19 protein-coding genes are annotated in these 19,427 nt (G+C 68.7%); 11 read left to right on the top strand and 8 right to left on the bottom strand.

Features of this window, described 5'->3' with window-relative positions; genetic code table 11:
- Positions 1–31: 31 nt before the first annotated feature.
- On the top strand, positions 32–1,171 hold the full coding sequence (locus EL272_RS11590) for a hypothetical protein (protein ID WP_126409438.1): 1,140 nt from the start codon (positions 32–34) through the stop codon (positions 1,169–1,171).
- Positions 1,172–1,270: 99 nt separating this feature from the next.
- On the opposite strand, the gene EL272_RS11585 is transcribed toward EL272_RS11590, so the two are convergent.
- From EL272_RS11585 to EL272_RS11570, 4 genes are all read right to left on the bottom strand, one after another.
- Positions 1,271–2,464 (bottom strand): galactokinase family protein, encoded by a 1,194-nt coding sequence (locus EL272_RS11585; protein WP_061787960.1) that lies wholly within the window; start codon positions 2,462–2,464, stop codon positions 1,271–1,273.
- A complete protein-coding gene (locus tag EL272_RS11580) occupies positions 2,461–3,285 on the bottom strand; it encodes a nucleotidyltransferase family protein (RefSeq protein ID WP_061787959.1) in 825 nt (274 codons plus the stop codon). Before EL272_RS11580 ends, EL272_RS11585 begins: the two co-directional genes overlap by 4 nt.
- 91 nt (positions 3,286–3,376) lie before the next feature.
- A complete protein-coding gene (dhaL, locus tag EL272_RS11575) occupies positions 3,377–3,997 on the bottom strand; it encodes a dihydroxyacetone kinase subunit DhaL (RefSeq protein ID WP_014847393.1) in 621 nt (206 codons plus the stop codon).
- 51 nt (positions 3,998–4,048) lie between these two features.
- A complete protein-coding gene (locus tag EL272_RS11570; protein WP_061787958.1) occupies positions 4,049–4,291 on the bottom strand; it encodes a PLD nuclease N-terminal domain-containing protein in 243 nt (80 codons plus the stop codon).
- 81 nt (positions 4,292–4,372) lie between these two features.
- Between EL272_RS11570 and EL272_RS11565 the strand changes: the two genes are divergently transcribed.
- The 7 genes from EL272_RS11565 to pntB all read left to right on the top strand — a co-directional run bounded on the left by EL272_RS11565 (position 4,373) and on the right by pntB (position 12,426).
- Positions 4,373–5,383 (top strand): AMP-binding protein, encoded by a 1,011-nt coding sequence (locus EL272_RS11565; protein ID WP_061787957.1) that lies wholly within the window; start codon positions 4,373–4,375, stop codon positions 5,381–5,383.
- A 9-nt stretch (positions 5,384–5,392) separates the two neighbouring features.
- Positions 5,393–6,286 carry a 1,4-dihydroxy-2-naphthoate polyprenyltransferase gene (locus tag EL272_RS11560; protein ID WP_061787956.1) on the top strand — a complete coding sequence of 298 codons (894 nt, stop codon included), beginning with the start codon at positions 5,393–5,395 and terminating at the stop codon, positions 6,284–6,286.
- Entirely contained in the window at positions 6,283–7,230 is a 948-nt protein-coding gene (locus EL272_RS11555) for an o-succinylbenzoate synthase (RefSeq protein WP_061787955.1), read from the top strand. Before EL272_RS11560 ends, EL272_RS11555 begins: the two co-directional genes overlap by 4 nt.
- Positions 7,227–8,780: a 2-succinyl-5-enolpyruvyl-6-hydroxy-3-cyclohexene-1-carboxylic-acid synthase gene (menD, locus tag EL272_RS11550; protein ID WP_061787954.1), complete on the top strand. Its 1,554-nt coding sequence runs from the start codon at positions 7,227–7,229 to the stop codon at positions 8,778–8,780. The genes EL272_RS11555 and menD overlap by 4 nt, the downstream gene beginning before the upstream one ends.
- Before the next feature lie 17 nt (positions 8,781–8,797).
- The gene (locus EL272_RS11545) at positions 8,798–9,283 is read left to right on the top strand and encodes a hypothetical protein (protein ID WP_123824153.1); all 486 of its coding nucleotides are present in this window, start codon (positions 8,798–8,800) and stop codon (positions 9,281–9,283) included.
- Positions 9,284–9,501: 218 nt separating this feature from the next.
- Positions 9,502–11,028: a Re/Si-specific NAD(P)(+) transhydrogenase subunit alpha gene (locus EL272_RS11540; protein WP_014847386.1), complete on the top strand. Its 1,527-nt coding sequence runs from the start codon at positions 9,502–9,504 to the stop codon at positions 11,026–11,028.
- 3 nt (positions 11,029–11,031) lie between these two features.
- Entirely contained in the window at positions 11,032–12,426 is a 1,395-nt protein-coding gene (gene pntB, locus EL272_RS11535) for a Re/Si-specific NAD(P)(+) transhydrogenase subunit beta (RefSeq protein ID WP_061787953.1), read from the top strand.
- Positions 12,427–12,513: 87 nt separating this feature from the next.
- On the opposite strand, the gene EL272_RS11530 is transcribed toward pntB, so the two are convergent.
- From EL272_RS11530 to EL272_RS11520, 3 genes are read right to left on the bottom strand one after another with little or no spacing between them, the layout of a single operon-like run.
- Positions 12,514–14,211: a TM0106 family RecB-like putative nuclease gene (locus EL272_RS11530; protein WP_061787952.1), complete on the bottom strand. Its 1,698-nt coding sequence runs from the start codon at positions 14,209–14,211 to the stop codon at positions 12,514–12,516.
- On the bottom strand, positions 14,208–14,900 hold the full coding sequence (locus EL272_RS11525; RefSeq protein ID WP_014847383.1) for a demethylmenaquinone methyltransferase: 693 nt from the start codon (positions 14,898–14,900) through the stop codon (positions 14,208–14,210). The genes EL272_RS11530 and EL272_RS11525 overlap by 4 nt, the downstream gene beginning before the upstream one ends.
- Positions 14,901–14,932: 32 nt before the next feature.
- A complete protein-coding gene (locus EL272_RS11520; protein WP_014847382.1) occupies positions 14,933–15,502 on the bottom strand; it encodes a maltokinase N-terminal cap-like domain-containing protein in 570 nt (189 codons plus the stop codon).
- 122 nt (positions 15,503–15,624) lie between these two features.
- On the opposite strand from EL272_RS11520, the gene EL272_RS11515 reads away from it, so the two are divergent.
- The 3 genes from EL272_RS11515 (at position 15,625) to EL272_RS11505 (ending at position 18,821) form a co-directional block, all read left to right on the top strand.
- On the top strand, positions 15,625–16,275 hold the full coding sequence (locus tag EL272_RS11515; protein ID WP_014847381.1) for an ABC transporter ATP-binding protein: 651 nt from the start codon (positions 15,625–15,627) through the stop codon (positions 16,273–16,275).
- Positions 16,272–17,897: a DUF6297 family protein gene (locus EL272_RS11510; protein ID WP_061787951.1), complete on the top strand. Its 1,626-nt coding sequence runs from the start codon at positions 16,272–16,274 to the stop codon at positions 17,895–17,897. The genes EL272_RS11515 and EL272_RS11510 overlap by 4 nt, the downstream gene beginning before the upstream one ends.
- A gap of 87 nt (positions 17,898–17,984) precedes the next feature.
- A complete protein-coding gene (locus EL272_RS11505) occupies positions 17,985–18,821 on the top strand; it encodes a hypothetical protein (RefSeq protein WP_014847379.1) in 837 nt (278 codons plus the stop codon).
- Positions 18,822–18,914: 93 nt separating this feature from the next.
- Here EL272_RS11505 and EL272_RS11500 read toward each other — a convergent pair whose 3' ends face one another.
- Positions 18,915–19,181, bottom strand: coding sequence for a DUF1540 domain-containing protein (locus EL272_RS11500; RefSeq protein ID WP_014847378.1), 267 nt, complete (start codon positions 19,179–19,181; stop codon positions 18,915–18,917).
- Between the last annotated feature and the right edge of the window lie 246 nt (positions 19,182–19,427).

The raw sequence follows: 19,427 nt of genomic DNA, 5'->3' as shown, positions 1-19,427 counted from the left end.
GATCCGGTCTTTTGTTGCCGCGGGACTCTTCTTGGCGCTGCTGCTCGGAGCATGTTCGCTGGGTCGGGACGTCCCTCGTGTCCGGATCAGCAACCTCGACGACACATCGGGTGTTGTACAGGCGCCCGAGCCCACCGAGGCTGGCTGGTCCGTCGTTTTGAGAAACTGGGAGAAAGGTTCCGCGACGCCCACCGCTAGTGGGCCGGTCGTCGTCTTCGGAAGTCATGAATCCTTGGGAACGACGGATAGGTTTTCCGTCAATCAGGTCGTCTCCTTGAATCCCGCGGATGGATCGGTCCGGTGGGCCACGACCATCGAGCAGCCGATGGAAAATGGCCTCCAAGATACGTATCAAAAAGCCTTGGATCATGGGAATGGAGATTTTGCGGATCCGGAAACTGTTGTCGCCAGTCCGGATGGAAAGTACGTGGCGATTCAACTCGAACCGTACATGGTCAACGGGAAAGCCAAGGACATTGCCGACCAGCGCATGAACACCGTCGTCCTGGATGCCGAGACCGGGCAGGAGGTCCGCACCGTTCAGGTTTCCGGTCTGGTCCTGGGACAGGCCCTGACCAACGATTCCTTGGTGGTGCAGACCGCTGAGAACTATTTTCCGGCAGGCACCGGAACGCTCCACGTCCATTCCCTGAAGGACGTCCGGGCCGATCCGGTGACGGTGCGTGCCGATCAATGGCTCATCGGAGCCACCGCCAACTCCTTGATGCTGGCTCCAGGAAAACGTCCGAAGCGGGTCAATACGGATTTTCCCTACACCGTGACTCGAATGAGCACATCGGGCGAAAACCTGGGAACCCTGACGGGCATCCTCGATGTTCATCCCGGCGGTTGGGCGGAGCGTTTCAAGGACCCGGCGGCCGCAATCCGGGAACCCCGCGTGAAACAGTCCCGGGAACTGATCAATGTCGAGACCGGTGCGAGCATGGACATCTCCGACATGTCCGTCGATGACGTGATCCTCCCAACGGGGCCCGGCCTCCTGCTGGAAAGAGATGTGCGGACCGAGCAAGGTGAAAAGGAAGTCAAAGTCGGGTGGATGCAAGCGCGCGCCGAGAGCAAGGAAATGAGTGTTGAGAACGTGACGACCATCTTCGTTGACGCATACGCAGGAAAAGTGGAGATCGAGGTCTTCTCGATGGGGAAAGAGTGAGGCAATAAAGTTCGTTCGCAGACGGTGTGTCGACCAGCAAAACAGGGACAAGACCAGCAAACAGTGGGGATGTGAAGAACGCCGGGAGACGGGGAGAGGTCAGAGCCGGTGGGCCGGGCCGCCGGGACGGGTGATCAGGGTGGTGGCCCTTTCCGCGACCTCCGGGAACTCGGCCGAATAGCGCTCCAGCCAGGCAGTGGCGAAATCGTCGGCGTCGGCGGTGGGTACCAGCGCCCACACCGAGCCGCCGAAGCCCGCCCCGAAACTGGAGGCGGCCTGCGCTCCCAGGTCGCGGGCCAGGGCCTGCATCCGGATGGTCTCTCGCACTTGGTTGCCCAGATTGTCGCGGGCGTTGCGCTGGGAGCGTTCGACCAGCCGCCCGAGGGCGTCGAGGTCGCCGTCCTCAAGAGCCGTGACCGCCGCCGGTATCAGCTCCTCCGATTCGGTCAGGAAGGCCCGCAGCCGCGCCGACAGCCCGGGGGAGTGGGCGACGACCGCGCTGAGGCCTTCCCAGGTGTCCTCGTCGCCGGCCAGGATGCCGCCGATCGTGGACTCCTCGGCGCCGGTGGCGGAGTTCCAGGCGGCGACGATCTCCCGGGTCCGCAGCGATGCCGCGTTGTACAGTTCCCGGGCCGCCCCGGTTTTTTCGGCCAGAACCCCGGAGACCCCGATGACGAAACTCAGGTCCCCGGGCAGCGCGACGGATTCGCCCTCCCGGATCGGGCAGAACCGGAATCGCGTCAGCCGGTCGACCTGGCAGCACAGCATGGCGGTGTGGTCCTCGGAGCCGCCGAAGGTGCCGACCCCCCGGACCCCGGTCAGCGACCCGAAACTCAAGCCGTTCTCGAAACAGGCCAGGTATCCGGCCAGGTCGGTCCCGGATGCGATGTTCTCCCGCCACTCGGGACTCTCCCGGAAGCCGTTGTGGTCTATCAGGGCCAGCGCCACCGCCACCACCAGCGCCGAACTCGACGACATGCCGGAGGCCAGCGGCAGTGTCGAGTTGATGACCAGCCGTGCGGGACGCAGCTCACCGAAGTTGAGGGCCAGCCGGTCGATCACCGCCTGCAGGTAGCCGCCCCAGTGCCCGGCGGGAAGGGCGCCCGGGTGGCTGGGCATCAGGGTCAGTTCCTCGTCGGGCGAGGCCGTCGTGACGGCCGAGATCCCGCAGGCCGCATCCTCCAGCTCTACCGTGATTCCCTGCTCCACCGCGGCCAGCAGCGAGTTCCCGCCCGCGTAGTCGGTGTGCTTGCCCAGGACCTCCAGTCGCCCGGGCACGAACCACGCGGTCACAGGAGCACTTCCCGGGCGTGCAGGGTCTCCACCACGGATGCGATGTCCCCGCGGCTCGACATGTCGAGCACCCCGAGGTCCGCTCGGACCAGGCGGTACGGGTCGCCGTCGGTGATGGCGCGGCGCACCGCGTCGGTGATCTCGTACTCGCCGCGCGCCGACCTCGGAATGACGCGGGCGGCCGCGAAGATCGCGGGTGTGCACAACCAGCAGTTCATGGAGATCACGGCCCCGTCTCCCAGGCGCTTCATCGCGGCCTCGTCGGGTTTCTCCACCAGCTCGGCCAGGTTGCCCTCGGCGTCGGCGGTGGCCAGCGCGAACGCGGCGATGCGTTCGGCGGGAATGTTGGAGTGTTTCAGCATGCCCTCGCGGGTGAAACCCACCAGCGCGGAACCGGGCGCCTCGTGCAGCAGCTCGAGCGCCTCGGCGGGGTAGTAGTTGTCCGAGTTGAGCACCAGCACCCGGTCCCCGCCTGCGAACTCCTCCGCAGCCAGCACCGCGTTCGCGGTGCCGAGGGGTTCGGCCTGCACCGCGTAGGAGATGCGCACGCGCTGCTTGGTGATGCCGTCGTAGTGGTCGCGGATCAGGTCGTGTTCGGGGCCGATAACCAAGCAGACCTCGGTGAAACCGGCGTCCGCCAGGGCCGAGATCACGAAGTCCAGGAAGGGCCGGCCGTCCAGGGAGATCATGGCCTTCACCCCGGCGTCGGCGGCCCTGCTCTGCTCTGCGGTCAGCGCGACGTCCTCGGCTGCCCTGCGCATGCGTGACCCCAGGCCACGGGCGAGGACGACGGCTTTGTGCGGTGCAGTGTGCGAAATCATGCGCGAAGCCTATTGAAACTGCGCGAAATGCTCATGCCGGGGCCGGAAATGCGCAGAGATTTCGCAGAGGGGTGATTCTCCCTGCCGGGGGTCAGAGGTGACGGGATGCGCTGTCGAGGATCATCGCCATGGACACCGCCCCCGGATCGAGGTGCCCGATGGAGCGCTCCCCGTAGTGCGCCGCGCGGCCGCGGCGGGCCAGCATGTCGCGGGTGGCCTCGGCCCCCGCCCGCGCGGCGGCGGCGGCCCGGGCCAGACTGGTGGATGCCTCCTCGTCGCGTTCCATGGCCGCGTGTTCGAGCACGTCGACGGCGGGGCACAGGGCGTCCAGCATGGTCTTGTCGCCCGCCTTCGCCCTGCCTCGCGAGGCGATTCCGTCGCGCCCGGCCTTCAGCGCCTGCCAGAGACTGGAGACGGTGTGCGGGGACTGCCAGAGCTGCCCGACCCGCAGGAAGAACGTTCCGTACAACGGCCCCGAGGCCCCGCCGACGGAGCTCACCAGGGCCATGCCGACTTGGTTGAGGTATTCGCGTGTGGTGGTGTTCGGTCCGGGGACGATCGTGGCGGCGGTCGCCATACCGCGGGCCATGTTCGTGCCGTGGTCGCCGTCGCCGATAGCGGCGTCCAGCCCGTCCAGCTCGTCGATGCGGTCCTCGAACTCCGCGGCGGTCGATTTCAGCCAAGCGCTCAGGGCATCAGGGCTGGCAAACATGGGCGTCCTTTCCATTTTCGGGGATTTCCCGCAGAACAGTCGAAGTTGATTTCAGCGCAGGCCGCGCAGGAAGTCCTCGTCGTCGTCAGGGCCGAGCTGGCGGGGCCGGGGACGTGAGGAGGGGCGTCCTGCGAACAACCAGGCGAACGGGCCGATCACCGGGACACAGATCACGACGAACAGCCACAGCCAACGGGGCATTGTGCGCACGCGGGTCCCCTTGGTCTGCGCGAGTTCGACGACGCAGTAGATGGTGAGCATCACCACTGCGACGATCAAGAGCACCCTGAGCACGAGGCAATTCTAGCTCCCGGAATCCGGTTTTCGTTCCCGGTGTTAGGGTCGCGTCGCGACCGAGAAACACAGGTGGTGACCATGAACACGGACGTGTCCCGGATGCTGGATGGCGGGCCGGCGCTGTGGCTGGCGGACGGCCCGGCCCCCCGGCTGCCGCGGGGAGTGGGGGCGGTGGTGCAGACCTCCGGTACGACCGGGTCGGCCCGGCGCGTCGTGCTTTCCAGGGAGGCGTTGCGGGCCGCAGCCAGGGCGGCCCGGGAACGTGTGGGAGGCGACCTGACCTGGCATCTGGCCCTGCCCGGGCGTTACGTGGCCGGGCTGATGGTGCAGGTGCGCTCGGCGGTGGCGGGCCGGAGGGCGCCCGTGGTTCCCACCGACCTCGAAGGGCTTGCCCCCACCGGTGATGGCGACGCCATAAGCCTGGTGCCCACTCAGCTGCACCGCGCCTTGGGGGATGCCGCCGTCACGCAGCGGCTGCGGGCCTTCGATCTGATCCTGCTCGGCGGTGCTCCCCTCGGGGCCGGGTTGCGGGAACGCGCCGGGGACGCGGGGCTGGCCGTGGTCGAGAGCTACGGCATGTCGGAGACCAGCGGCGGGGTGGTCTGGGACGGCAAACCGCTGCCGGGCGTCTGGATCGGGCTGTGTGACGGCCGGGTGAGCATCGGCGGCCCGACGCTGTTCGACGGCTACCTGGACGACCCCGCCGCGACCGCCGAGGCCATGGAAGAAGGCACGTTGCTCACCCATGACCGGGGACGCTGGGAGGGCGGCAGGCTCGTGATCACCGGGCGCGTCGACGACGTGGTCATCTCCGGCGGGGTGAACGTCGACCTGGCCGAGGTGCGGGCCGCCGCGGCCCGCATCGACCCGGAGACCGCGGTGCTGGCCGTCCCGGACGCGGAGTGGGGGACGCGGGTGGTGCTGTTCGCCCCCGGCGGTGATCTGGCGGGCTGGCGCGAAGCCCTCGCGGGCGCACTGCCCAGGACGTGGTTGCCACGGCAGCTCGTCGGCACCCCGATCCCGCGTACCCCCGGGGGTAAACCGGACCGCGAGGCCCTCAGTGGCCTCATCGCGGGCGAGAACCATTAGCATGGCCCCATCATGAGCTTCTCCACGTGGGTGGCCGGTGCCCGGCCCCGGACCCTCCCTGCCGCCGCCGCACCCATCCTGGCGGGAGTGGCGGCAGGGCTCGGGACCACCCCCGCGCCGCCCCTGTGGCGCCTGATTCTGCTTCCCCTGCTCTGCCTCGGGGTGGCGCTGGCCCTCCAGGTGGGGGTCAACTATGCCAACGATTATTCCGACGGCATCCGCGGCACCGACGACGTGCGCGTCGGCCCGGTCCGGTTGACCGCATCCGGGCTGGCGCGTCCCGGAGCGGTGAAACGGGCCGCGTTCCTGTGTTTCGGTGTGGCGGCGGTGCTGGGGAGCGTGACCGTCGTGCTCAGCGGCCACTGGTGGCTGCTGGGGGTCGGGGCCGCCAGCATCCTCGCAGCCTGGTATTACACGGGCGGTTCCCGGCCCTACGGGTATCGGGGCCTCGGTGAGGTCATGGTCTTCCTGTTCTTCGGGCTGGTGGCGACGGTGGGAACCACCCTGGTCACCTTCGACTCGGCCCCACCGGCCTCCTGGGTGGCGGCCACCGGGATCGGGGCCCTGGCCAGTGCCCTGCTGGTGGTCAACAACCTCCGCGACCTCACCGCCGACGCCGAGGTGGGCAAACGCACCCTGGCCACCCGGCTGGGTGATTCCGGAACCCGGGTCTTCTTCGTGGCGCTGCTGGTGGCGGGTGCGGTCTCGGTGCTGGGGGTGATGGCGCTCAGCACGCCTTGGGCGGGTCTGGGACTGCTGGGTTTTGTTCTGGTGCTCGGTCCCGCCGCGCGGCTGCTGGGTGGGGCCATCGGACGTGACCTGATCGCGATGCTCCAGGCCACGTCCTTCACGGAGTTGGCGATGGCCGCCGGGCTGCTGCTGGGGGCGGTGGTCGGCCGGTGATCGTCTTCGACATCCCCCTGCTGGTTCCGTTCCGGGGCGTCACCCGGCGGCAGGGAATCCTGTTCGAGGGCGAGGCGGGCTGGGCCGAGTGGAGTCCCTTCCGGGAATACGGCGACGAGGAGGCCGCTTCCTGGCTGCGGGCCTCCGTCGCGGCGGCCCGAGAGGGTCATCCCGAACCGCTGCGGGACCACGTGGCCGTCAACGGCATCATCCCGGCCATCGGCCCCGCCGAGGTGGCGCGGCGGGCCGCGGAATCCGGGTGCCGCACCCTCAAGGTCAAGGTCGCGGCCCCCGGCGAGGGTCTCGACGACGACGTGGCCCGGGTGGCGGCCGCCCGCGCTGCCCTGCCCGGCGGGGCGATCCGCGTCGACGCCAATGGGGCCTGGACGCCCGACCGGGCCGAGGAGGCGATCCGGGAGCTCGCGCAGTTCGGCCTCGAATACGTGGAACAGCCCTGCGCCAGCGCGGAGGAGCTCGCCGAGCTGCGCCGCCGCCTGGACGGCATGGTCGCGATCGCTGCCGACGAATCCATCCGGCGGGCCGCCGATCCCTTGCGGGTGCGGGATCTCGGCGCGGCCGACGTGGTGGTGTTGAAGGTGCAGCCGCTCGGCGGGGCCGCCGCCTGCCTCGACCTGGCGGAGCGGCTGGGGCTTCCCGTGGTGGTCTCCAGCGCCGTGGAGACCTCCGTCGGGCTGGAGGCGGGGCTGCGGCTGGCCGCGGCCCTGCCGGAGCTGCCGTTCGCCTGCGGCCTGGAGACCGGCCGGCTCCTGGCCCGCGACGTCACCGCGCACCCGCTGCTGCCGGCCGCGGGCCAGATCGAGGTGCGCCCCGCGCACGTCGACGCCGATCTGCTGGCGGCCTGCCGCGCCGACGCGCGAACCGAACGCTGGTGGCTGGACAGGTTGCACCGGGTGGCCGCGGCCGCGGGGATGGAGCTGCCGTGAACTCCCCGCTGCTGGGAAAGGTGATCGTGGAGGCCCTGCTGGCCTCCGGGGTCCGGGACGTGCTGCTGGCACCCGGTTCCCGCAACGCCCCGATCTCCCTGGCCCTCCACGCCGCCGAGACCGCCGGGCTGCTGGGCCTGCACGTCAGGATCGATGAACGCGTAGCGGCCTTCACCGCCCTCGGAATGGCGAAGGCCTCGGGCAGGGTCGTCGCGGTGGTCACCACCTCTGGGACGGCCGTGGGGAACCTGGTGCCCGCCGCCATGGAGGCGCGCGCCTCCGGGATCCCGCTGCTGCTGCTGACCGCCGACCGCCCCGCGCATCTGGTCGGCACGGGCGCCAACCAGACCTGCGACCAGCTGGGGATCCTCGGCCCCGCTGCGGTCGGGGTGCTGCGGCTGGCCTCCGGTACGGGCACCGAACCGGCCTGGCGTGCGACGATCACCCGCGCCTGCGCCCTGGCCGCAGGCACCAGGACCCGCCGCCCGGGGCCCGTGCAGGTCAACGTGGAGTTCGAGACCCCGCTCGTCGACGCCGCCACGCCTGCTCCCGAACCCCAGCAGGTGCGCCCGGTCATGGCACCGAGCACCGGAACCGAGGTGTACGAGGCCACGGGGACGGCCCGCACCGTGGTGCTAGCGGGGGACGCGTCCCCCGCGGTGGGTGCGGAGGCCAGGGCCACCGCGGAGGTGGCAGGTGTCCCGTTGCTGGCCGAGCCCTCCAGCAACGCCCGCACCGGCAGCGCAGTACCCCGCTACCGGGAACTGCTGCCCGTCCTCGGCCCCGAGATCGAACGCGTGGTGGTTTTCGGGCATCCCACGCTGTCCAGGCCCGTTACCGAACTGCTGGGCCGCGGCGATATCGAGTTGATCGTCGTCGCACCGCACGCCGACTGGATCGATCCCGGGCACGCCGCCGCACGAGTGGTCGACCGTGTCCTGCTGCCGCCCGGGGATCCCGCCTGGCTGGCCCGCTGGCGGGATCCGGGGGGCGCGACTCCGCGGGAACCGCGGGAGCTCACGGGGGAGACCGTGGCCGCGGAGGTGGTCGCGGCCACGCGGCCCGGCGAAAACCTGGTATTCGGCGCCAGCTCCAGCATTCGCTACGCGGACCTCGCTCCGGTCAACCCGAACCCCGGGCTCTGCTGGGCGAACCGCGGGCTGGCCGGGATAGACGGCACGGTTGCCACGGCCACCGGGATCGCCCTGGCCACCGGGGCGCCGACGACGCTGCTGCTGGGCGACCTCACCCTGCAACACGACCTTGGGGCGCTGGTAACGCCCGATGCCGGACACGAGGTGCGTTTACGTGTCATCCTTTTGGACGACCATGGGGGGGCGATATTCGCATCCCTGGAGCAGGGGCAACCGGTTTTCGCCGCCTCCTTCGACCGGGTGTTCCGGGCCCCACAAGGGGTTGAGCTGGGTTCGGTGGTCCGTTCGATGGGGTGGCGGACGTCGGAAGTTACCTGCATACAATCGCTGCGTCAGGTGCTTGCCAGGCCAAGCTCTGACCGTGAGTTACTGCATATTGTTCTGGGTCAGGACTAGCCTTCAAGGAGTGGCGAATGAATACTCATTCAGGGAGGGAAGACGAAGTGCGTCAGTTCCACAAGCCGGTGAGACGGCCAAGTGACGTCCTTGAAGAGTTTGATGGTTCCGGGGATCCGGCGGATGAGAGCAGCACGGCCCATGACACTGCCGCTGTTCTCGTTCATCTGGTGGGGGACAAAGCGGTTCCCGCGGTGCGCACCCGGCTGGTTGAATACATCGCCGCCGAGGGCATCGAGGACCTTCTGGAACTCTGGTCCCGGGCTGCGGCGGTGTCGCTGCCCGGGTCGCTGTGGCGGTTGCGGCAGATCGAACGGAAACTCCCCGAGGGTCCCGTCGCCGAGGAGGTCCGAAGCGTTCTCGCCGGGGAGTACGAGGGAGACTTCGGTGATCTGTGCACCCGGGCTGCGATCATCGGCAGACGGCTCGGGCCCCGCTGGGATCAGCTGGCGGCGGAGCTGGAGGGGTGCGCTAGATCCTGGTACGCCGGGACGCTCTGGTGATTCGCGAAGTTCACGCTAGTATGGGTCTCACCGGATCGCGGTAACCCCGGGCTCCACCTTTAGCCGCTGCGAGCGGCCTTTCGCCGAGAGGCGTTCCCGGTCCGGTCCAGACGTTGGGGTGGTCGGCGGTTTCGCCGGCCGCCCCCGTTCCATTTCCGGACACGGTGCCATTCAAACCCCGGGTGTGCGAAACGACCGTGGGACGGTAGCGTGATCCCATGGACGTTGGTGTACCACGGGAGATCGGCGACACGCGTGTCGCGGCAACTCCAAAAACCGTTGCCCAGTTGCGGAAACTCGGCTACCACGTTTTCGTGGAGTCGGGAGCCGGCCTTGGGGCCTCATTCAGTGACGACGCCTACCGTGAGGTTGGTGGGGTGATCGTCGACAACGCCTGGGACCGTGACATCGTGCTCGCGGTCGGGGCGCCTTCGGATACGCAGCTGCTGGACATGCATCCGGGAGCCACGCTGATTTCCTTCCTGGCACCCAGGCAGGATCCGAGTCTGACCAGGAGGATCGCCGCCCAGGGCGTCAACGCGCTCAGCATGGACATGGTGCCGCGCACCTCCCGCGCCCAGGCCCTCGACGCCCTCAGCTCCCTGGCCAACATCTCCGGTTACCGGGCCGTCGTCGAGGCCGCCCACGCCTTCGGGCGGTTCTTCACCGGCCAGGTGACCGCGGCCGGCAAGGTGCCCCCAGCCACCGTGTTCGTGATCGGTACCGGCGTGGCTGGGCTCGCAGCCATCGGCGCCGCCAGCTCGCTGGGTGCCGTCGTGCGGGCGACCGACGTGCGGCCCGAGACCGCGGAGCAGGTCACCTCCATGGGGGCCACCTTCCTGCACGTCGGCCAGGCCGACCAGGGGGTCAGCTCCGACGGCTACGCCAAGGAGGTGGGCGCCGACTACGCGGCGCGCGCAGCCGAGTTGTACGCCGCCCAGGCGCGCGAGGTGGACATCATCATCACCACCGCGGCCATCCCCGGGAAACCCTCACCCAGGCTGATCACCGCCGAGATGGTGGAATCCATGAAACCGGGTTCGGTGATCGTCGACATGGCGGCCATCGGCGGCGGAAACTGCGAACTCACCCGGCCCGGCGAGAGCTACGTCACCGAAAACGGGGTGACCATCATCGGCTACACCGACCTGTCCTCCCGGCTGCCCGGGCAGTCGTCGCAGCTCTACGGCACCAACCTCGTCAACGCCCTCAAACTCATGACCCCCGGCAAGGACGGGAACCTCGTCATCGACTTCGACGACGAGGTGGTGCGCAACATGACCATCGTCCGCGACGGGGAGGTGACCTTCCCGCCCCCGGAGATCAAGGTCTCCGCGGCGCCCGCACCGGCCACCACGGCCAGGCCATCGACGCCCGCCACGCCTGCGAAACCCCCGCGTCCCTGGTGGCACCAGGTGGCCTGGGTCGGGGCCGGGTCGGTGGCGTTGATCGCGCTGCTGACCCTCGCCCCGTCGCCGCTGGTGGGCCTGATGGCCGTTTTCGTGCTGGCCATCGTCGTCGGCTACTACGTGGTCTGGAACGTCACCCACGCCCTCCACACCCCGTTGATGAGCGTCACCAACGCCGTCAGCGGCATCATCGTGGTCGGTGCCATGACGCAGCTGCCCAGCGACAACTGGGTCGTGAAGATCATCGCCTTCGTGGCGGTGCTGATCGCATCCATCAACGTCTTCGGCGGGTTCACGGTGACCCACCGCATGCTGAACATGTTCCGGAAGGGCTGAGCCGTGCTGACCAACCTCGTCAACGCCACCTACATCGCCGCAGGCCTGATGTTCATCCTCGCCCTGGCCGGTCTCAGCAAACACGAGACCGCGAAGAAGGGCAACGCGTTCGGCATTCTCGGCATGGTCCTCGCCTTGGTGGCAACCAACTACGCCATCGCCCAGCCCGTTGACGGGAGGGGCTTCGACTGGACATCCGCTGCCCTGCTGTACGGGGCGATCGCCATCGGCGCGGTCATCGGCGCATGGAAGGCCCGCAGGGTGGAGATGACCGGGATGCCGGAGCTCATCGCCCTGCTCCACAGCTTCGTCGGGGCAGCCGCGGTGCTCGTGGGTTTCAACGTGCACCTTTCGGCCACCCACACCGACGTGCTGCACGCCGTCGAGGTGGTGCTCGGGATCTTCATCGGTGCGGTCACCCTCACCGGTTCGCTGGTGGCTTGGGGCAAGCTCAACGGTCGCATCGCATCGAAACCGCTGACGCTGCCCGGCAGGAACTGGCTCAACCTGGCGGCGCTGGTCGCAGTAGCCGGGTTCGGCTGCTGGTACGTCGCGACGCTGTCGCTGATCCCGCTGCTGCTGGTGACCCTGATCTCGCTGGCGCTGGGCTGCCACCTGGTGGCGGCCATCGGCGGCGCCGACATGCCGGTGGTGATCTCGATGCTGAACTCCTACTCCGGCTGGGCGGCGGCCTTCAGCGGATTCATGCTGGACCAGACCATCCTCATCATCACGGGCGCCCTGGTCGGAGCCTCCGGCGCGATCCTGTCCTACATCATGTGCCGGGCCATGAACCGTTCCTTCGTCTCCGTGATCCTCGGTGGTTTCGGTGACGCCCCCGTGGCGGACAGCGGCGAGATGGGTGAACACCGGGAGGTGACCACCTCGGATGTGGCGAAGATGCTGACCGGGGCCCGTTCCGTCGTGGTCGCGCCCGGATACGGGATGGCCGTGGCCCAGGCCCAGTACCCCGTCGCGGAACTGACCGCGCGGCTGCGGGAACGCGGCATCAACGTGAGGTTCGCCATCCACCCAGTGGCGGGCAGGCTGCCCGGGCACATGAACGTGCTGCTGGCCGAGGCGAAGGTGCCCTACGACATCGTCCTGGAGATGGACGAGATCAACGACGACTTCACCGACACCGACGTGGTGCTGGTGATCGGGGCCAACGACACGGTCAACCCGGCCGCGAACGAACCCGGTTCCCCGATCTCCGGCATGCCCGTGCTCAAGGTGTGGGAGGCGGCCCAGGTGGTGATCTTCAAACGCTCCATGAGCGCCGGGTACGCGGGCGTGCAGAACCCGCTGTTCTTCAACGAGAACTCGGTGATGTGCTTCGGCGACGCCAAGGCCACGGTCCAGTCCATCCTGGACGACCTGAGATCCGCCACCGGCTGACCCCTCCGGTCGCCCACCCCGGGAGGCGGGAAGGCCGTGGCCTCATAGCCGCCGCCGACCGGTTGGCGGAGCGCACGGTGCTGCCTGTCAGGTGGCCTGTGCGTCCTCGTCGGACTGGGAGTCGAGTCGCTCCATCCACTCCCTGACGTGCCAGGTGGCCCGGACGTCGTCCTCGTTGTACTCCAGCACGCGCCTGCGCGCGGCCTTTCGCTCCGCGGCGTTGCCGCCGTCGACGGCGGTGGCGAACCAGGTCTGCGAGTTCAACCCTCCCGGTTCCTCGTCGCGCCACGAGAAACCCGCCCCCTTGGCCGCGACCACTTTCAATCCCAGGCCGTCCACTGCCACGAAATTGTCGCGGACCAGCTGGAACAGGTCCACGAAATGCTCCTTGACGAGGTCGCAGGCGGCCAGCAGGTCGGGATGTCCGCTGCGCTGGGCCATGCGGCGCAGGTGCACCACCTCGTAGTCGGAGTAGTGGTAGACGAGCAGGCCGGGATGTTTCCTCGCCAACCGCACCAGCCAGCGGGCGAAGTCGGCGGCGAGATCCAGTTCCCCGCTGGGGGAGAGGTAGCTGAAGGTGCTGAAGTGCTGGTACTTCTGTTTTCCGGTGGCGCGGTCGGTCAGCAGGACACCCCACAGGTAGGTGCGGTCGCTGTCGTCGGTCTCGATGTCCAGATCCACCTCCACCGGCGCCCGGGGCACCCCGATGGGGTCCACCGACACCTTCTCCAGGGCGACTCCCCGTTTCAGCATCCGGGCGCGCCGGGCGGCGGTGCGCAGCCTGGCCTCCGAGCGGTCGCGGTGGGCGGTGAGCGGCAGGTAATCGGGCAGCAGGGCCTCGACGTCGGCGTCGGCCAGTTGCGAGACCGTCGTGATGCCGAGCCCCATCAGGGTCTGGAGTTCACGGACGTCGAGGGGGGTCTTGGAAATGCGCAGGGAGATGTCGTCGTCATCCATGCGGGGGCGGCACGTCTCCCACCAGGCGCACCACTCGCACTCCGGCACCCGGATGGGGCGTACCGCCGGGGGGCGGGGATCGTCGGGTTCGCGGACCATAGCCTGCTGGGCGACGTGCACCCGGAACCCGTGCTCGTGGTCGTAGCGCTCCAGCGCCGAACGGAGCCGGTACCCGTTGGCGGAGGTGCGGGAGAAGGTGCGCAGGAACCGCAGTTCCAGGGGCACCCAGACGATCATCCCCTTGCGGTGGTCGTCGAAGCCGATCACCCCCGCGACGGGGGTGGTGGCCGCGCGGCCGCACGCCTGGAGCAGCCGCCAGTGGTGGGCCAACTCCAGCAGCACCCCCTGCCGGTAGGAGCGGAACCGGAACCCCGGGAGCGGCTCCAAGGTGGTGGGGGAGCCGATGGCGGAGGCGCGCAACTCCTTGGCGTTGTGCTGTTTCTCCAGCAACCGGTAGGGCTTGACGCGCAACGGCCAGTAGCCGGGACGCCCACCGGGTCGGTCGTCGCCGCGCACCAGGGCGTCGGGACACCCGGTGCGGTGCCCCGTCACGTCCACCGGCAGGCAGCCTCCGACGATCACGGGCGCCCCGGTCTCCATCGCGGCCAGGGTCTTTGCGGGGTTGTGTCCCTCGTCGTGCAGGTCGACCACGTCATCGGCGCGGCAGAGAGCCTCCAGCATGGACTCGCGGAACTCCGAGCCGCCCGAGAACGCCTCCAGCAGCGACTCGTCCAGGGGTTTCTCGGGTTTCGGGGTGCCGGGATCGAAGGCGTTGAAGGTCTTGACGGGGCAGCTTCGCGCCGCGTAGGGGTCCAGTAGAAAAGTCATTTCCAAGCCCGGTGCAGAGCCACTATGCCGCCAGTCAGGTTCTTCCACTCGACGCTCCGCCAGCCGCAGTCCGCGATCAGGTCCGCCAGCTCCTTCTGCGCGGGCCAGGCGAGGATCGACTCGGCCAGGTAGCCGTAGGCGACGGGGTTGCTCGAAACCCTTGCGGCCACGGGCAGCACCCGCAGCGCGCCCTGCGCGTAGGCGAACCGCAGCGCCCGGTTCACCGGGGTGGAGAACTCCGCGATCACCAGGCGCCCGCCCGGGCGGGTCACCCTCAGCATCTCTCGCAGCGCGGCGGCGGTGTCCTCCACGTTGCGCAGGCCGTAGCTGATGGTCACGGCGTCGAAGACCGAATCGGCGAAGGGCAGGGCCAGGGCGTCTCCGCGCACGAAGGACAACCTCGGCTGCTGCTGTTTGCCGACTCTCAGCATGCCCATTGAAAGGTCGGTGGGGAAGACGTGCGCACCCGCCTCCAGGAAGGGCAGCGACGACGTGCCGGTGCCGGCGGCCAGGTCCAGGACGCGTTCCCCCGGGCGGGCGGCTACGGCGGCCACGGTCTCCCGGCGCCAGCCGCGGTCCCTGCCCAGCGACAGCAGCGAGTTCAGCAGGTCGTAGCGTTCGGCGACACCGTCGAACATGGCCGAGACCTCGGCGCGTTTCTTGTCGAGGTCGGCTCGGGTCTGGTGCATGCGCACACCTTAGCGCCCGGCCCCGACAGTTCTCAGTGCAGAACCGCCAGCAGGTCAACGCGGTCGATGCCGCGGTGACGCCACTGGCCCATCAGCTGGCCGACGACGTCGTTTATCGGGGCGCGGTTGAGTTTGTGCACCACGTGCGGGTACCCGGATGTCTCCCCGGCCACCAGGCCGCTGCCGAAGACCTTGATGTTCTTCGGGCATGGCGTGTCCTTCCCGGCCTCCACGATGTCGGCATCCGAGTCCTTCTCCCGGATCACCCGCACCAGCTCATCCAGGTAGACCGGGTCGGTCTGGGCGTCGTAGCAGTACCGGGTGCCCAGCTCCGAGTGCTGGAGGGTCCCGATCAGTGCGCCGCCGTCCAGCGGATGGGGCCGCCACGTGACTGGGATGTGGTAGATGGCGTCCGTGGAACGCACCAGCATGCAGTCGAGCCCCACCACGTCGTCGGGATCGACGAACCGGAACTTGGCGACGATCTCCAGGTCCGAGGGGTCCCCGTCGAACCACCACTGGTCGGGAAGCCATTGGGCGAGCAGTTCGAGCTTGCCGGGATGCAGTGTGGCTTCGGGCTGGACGCGGGCGATTCCGCTCATACGGGCTACCTCCGTTGGTAATTTCCTGCATCCTACACAAAAAGGGCAAATGGGGACAGTGGGGGTCTGAGATGTCGCATACTGCTGCGGGGCTCCCCTCCGCCCGACCGGGATGCGCAACAATGGTCGCCGTGGCGAAGAAGGACATCGTTCTCAAGGTTGAAAAACTGAAGAAGGCCTACGGGCCCGTGACCATCGTGGAGGGTTTCGACCTCAAGGTGGCCGCGGGGGAGGCCGTCGCGCTCACGGGCCGCAACGGCGCGGGCAAGTCGACGGTGCTGCGGTGCCTGGTAGGGGCCGATCGCCCGGACGAGGGCACCGTCGAGGTGCTGGGCGTGAAGATGAAGGAAACCAGCCCGGAGATTCGCCGTAACGTCGCCACGGTCATTGACGATCTCGACTTCTTCCCCGACCTGTCCGTCGTGGAGCACCTCGACCTGCTGGCGCGGGCCCACGGAATCGCCGACCCCGACGATCTGGTGGACGAGATCCTCGATGAGGTGCAGCTCGTTCCCCAGGCCGGGCAGCTGCCCTCGACGCTGTCATCCGGTCAGCGGCGGCGCCTGGCGCTGGCCACCGCTTTCGTCAGGCCCCGGCGCCTGCTGGTCCTCGACGAACCGGAGCAGCGGCTCGACGTCGAGGGCGTCGAATGGCTGGGGACCCGCCTCAAGGCAGAGCTGCAGGACGGCCTGGCGATCGTGCTGGCCAGTCACGAACCCAGCCTGCTGGCCGCCATCGGCGCCCGCGAGGTGAGGCTGGGGGAGCGCCGATGAGCGACGAACGGTTCGGGGCCATCGGGGAAGTCGATGAGAAACAGCTCCGTCTCCTCGTGCGCGACTGGCGGCGCGGCAGGGCGGACCGTAACCTCCTGCAGGCCATGCAGGACGCCTACGTGATGGTCTTCGCGCTCGTCCTGATCGGGGCCATGGTGATCAGTTCCATCATGCAGGCCCAGCACAGCGTGGCGGGCTGCTCGGCCGAGTCCTGCCTGGCTGCGCGGGGCCTGCTGCCCTGGGCCGCAGTCGCTGGTTTCCTGGCCATGGCCCTCGTGGCGGCGCGCATGTTCGGTCCCGTCGTGGCCTCGGCCGCCGAGGGTTTCTGGATCATGGACGGCAACGTCGACCGGCGCAGGGTGCTCGCCGGACGCCTCGTCGCCTCGGTGATCGTGGCCCTGGTTCTCGGCGCGGGACTCGGTGCGCTCGTGGCGGCCCTCGTCGGCAGCGGCGCCGCGGAGATTCTCACCTGGGGGTTGGCATCCGGTCTCGGATGCTTCGGGCTGGTGGCTTTCGCGGCCGCCGAGCAGGGTGCGGAACGGCGCTGGGTCATCACCGCGCTGTTGTGGCTGATCGGGATCATCGCCTTCGCCGCCCTGCTCGTCCTGGTAGCGATCTCCGCCAAGATGGCGCCGGTTGGTCTCGTGGCCGCGCTGAGCGTCGATTTCGCCTGGGTGGTGGCGGGCGGTGGCCTGCTGCTGGGGCTGGTCTCCGTCGTGCCCGCCTGGCTCCGGCTGCGCCACATGCGCCGCCAGCGGCTCACCGCGGGCTCGTCGCTGCTCGCGGGCATGCAGGGCGCCGCGTTCGCCCTCGACTTCGCCCTGGTCCGCGACATCCTGGTCGATGATCAGGCCCGGCGCCGGGGACACGTCCGCCCGACCCGAGGGTCGGGCAGTGGCGTGTGGGCGATCGTCCTGCGCGATCTGCAGCGGTTGTGGCGTGCCCCCAGGCCGTTGGTGTTCTGGCTGGTCTCGATGGCCGTGCCCTACGCCGTCCACGCGCTCGGCATCGAGGTGCTGAACCCTTCGATCTCCGCCCTGGTGCTGATGACCGCCCTGATCGGTTTCTGCAACACCCTGCGGGTGCTGACCCGCACCAAGGGTCTCCAGCGCTGCTTCCCGTTCTCCCCGGGCGAGGTCAGGCAGGCCGCCATGGCGGTGCCCGCCCTGCTGGCGCTGCTCTGGGCGGCCGCGGCGACGCCCGCCTTCGGTGGGGTTTTCGACGGCGGTGAGCTGGATCTGGTCGCCGGGTTCTCGACATCCCTCATCACCGCGCTGGGTGGTCTGCTGGCGGCCTTCCGCTGGGTGTGCGCGAAACCCCCGAACTACGGCGGCCCCATGGTCTCGGTCGGGATCGGGGCCATGCCGCCGGGCATGATGTTCTCCTTCATCCGAGGCGTCGACATCGTCGCGCTGATCACCCTGCCTCTCGTCCTCGGCTGGCCCTCCTGGATCTCGCTGGTCATCGCGACGATCACCTGGCTGGTCCTGCGCTCCGGATTCGACCAGCAGGCCCTGATGGACGAACGCGAGGAACAGCAGCGCTTGCTGGCGGAGCAGAGGTCCGGGCGCTCCGGCCGCGGCGGGGGCGGCCAGAAGGTGAGGGTGCAGCGGAAACGCTGATCCCGCGGCACTCACAGGAGGGCAGGCATTCCTTCACAGTTTTCGGTGCGCTAGGCTGACGTTAATCAAGCTGGAAGGCGGGCGCGGATGGCCACTTCACCGGAGGTTTCCCAGGACTTGTGTCTTGAGCGCACGCGCTCCCTGGCGGGACGGATGCTGGAGGGAGGGGCGGCCTGCACCCTGGTCGCCTGGCGGATCGGCAGCCAGTACGATTTCGTCGCCCACGGGCTGACCGCCCAGGGGGACATCGTGGTGGCGGTCAGGCCCGATGAGGACTGCATGCTGTCCACCCTGCCCGCAGGGGTCGGGACCGTGGTGCGGATGGACCTGGTTCGTCACAGCCACGACGTGATGCTCTCGGTCATAGCGGCCTCCGCTCACCTGCTGGGAGAGCTCGTCCTGCTGCCGAACGCGGCCGTGGCCCGCCTGCTCGCCGAGGACCAGCTTCCCGAGCGGATCGCGGAACTGGCGCGGATCAGTGGAACCCGGGTCGGGCTGGTGGTCACGGACCGGATCCTGGTGCACGACCACGGCGGGGTCACCCCGATCCCGTGGGAGGACCTCGCGGATGCCAGGGCGGAGGGGACCAAGGCCTGGTGCGATGACTTCGAGGCGCACGACGTCGTGGCATCGTGGGGATGCCCGGCCCTCCGTCAAGTGTGCCGGGCCGTGATCGAGGGCAGGATCCCGGGACAGGCCAGCCTCCGTCCGAGCGCGCCCGGGCTGTGCGGGCACGTGCTCGACAAGGTTTTCTGCATAGACGTTGATCGTTCCGGGATCACGTTGATGCACGTGGGGGAACACGAGACCGCAACGGTCTTCGCAGGTTTCGAGGCGCCTCCCTCGACGCTGTCGGCGTTGACGGCGCAGGTGGCGCGCCTCGTCGATGACTCGGGACCGGTGCACCCCCAGCGGTGCATCTGACGGCTGGCCCCGAGAACCACTCAGGCCCCGCTCGATGCGGGGCCTGAGCCTTTTTGCTTTCAGACGTGGTGGCCCTGTGGGCCGTTCAGGGGGTCAGCGGGCCTCGTAGGAGGTGCAGACGCCGTCAACCACGGTGACGCCGGAGGCGCTGCAGAGCAGGTCCTTGTTGTGGGCGCATTCGAGACGCTGGCAGGCGCCGACGCGGCCATCGGCGGTGGGCAGGCCACCGCGGGCGTCGAGGGTGATGAAAGTGGTGCAGGCCGAGGTGCCGTCGACGGTGATCGCGAAGGCGGTGCAGCCCTTGTTGTTGAAAGCGCAGGTGGTGGTGCTGCAGGACTTGATGGGAGCAGTGGTGGGCATTTCTAGGACCTTTCGTCTGTGGTGCATCTGACGAGAAATACGTTACGTCCGTTCCCAACCCCCCGCAAGCAAGAGAAACCTTTGCTGACTTGGGTAAATACACAAAATCGACGCGTATTTCCTTGGCTTTAGTGGCCTTTTGTGTTTCGAAAATCGAGGGCTTGCGAAATGCTCTGAGGCAGTTGTTCGGGGTGTCTGGAGAAACTCCTTGCGAGGGAAGAGGGGCAAGGAAAGGCTCGCCTCGAT

The organism is Arachnia propionica, from assembly GCF_900637725.1.
GTDB lineage: Bacteria > Actinomycetota > Actinomycetes > Propionibacteriales > Propionibacteriaceae > Arachnia > Arachnia propionica.
The sequence above is the reverse complement of the archived record's forward strand: the minus strand, read 5'-3'. Positions and strand labels throughout refer to the sequence as shown.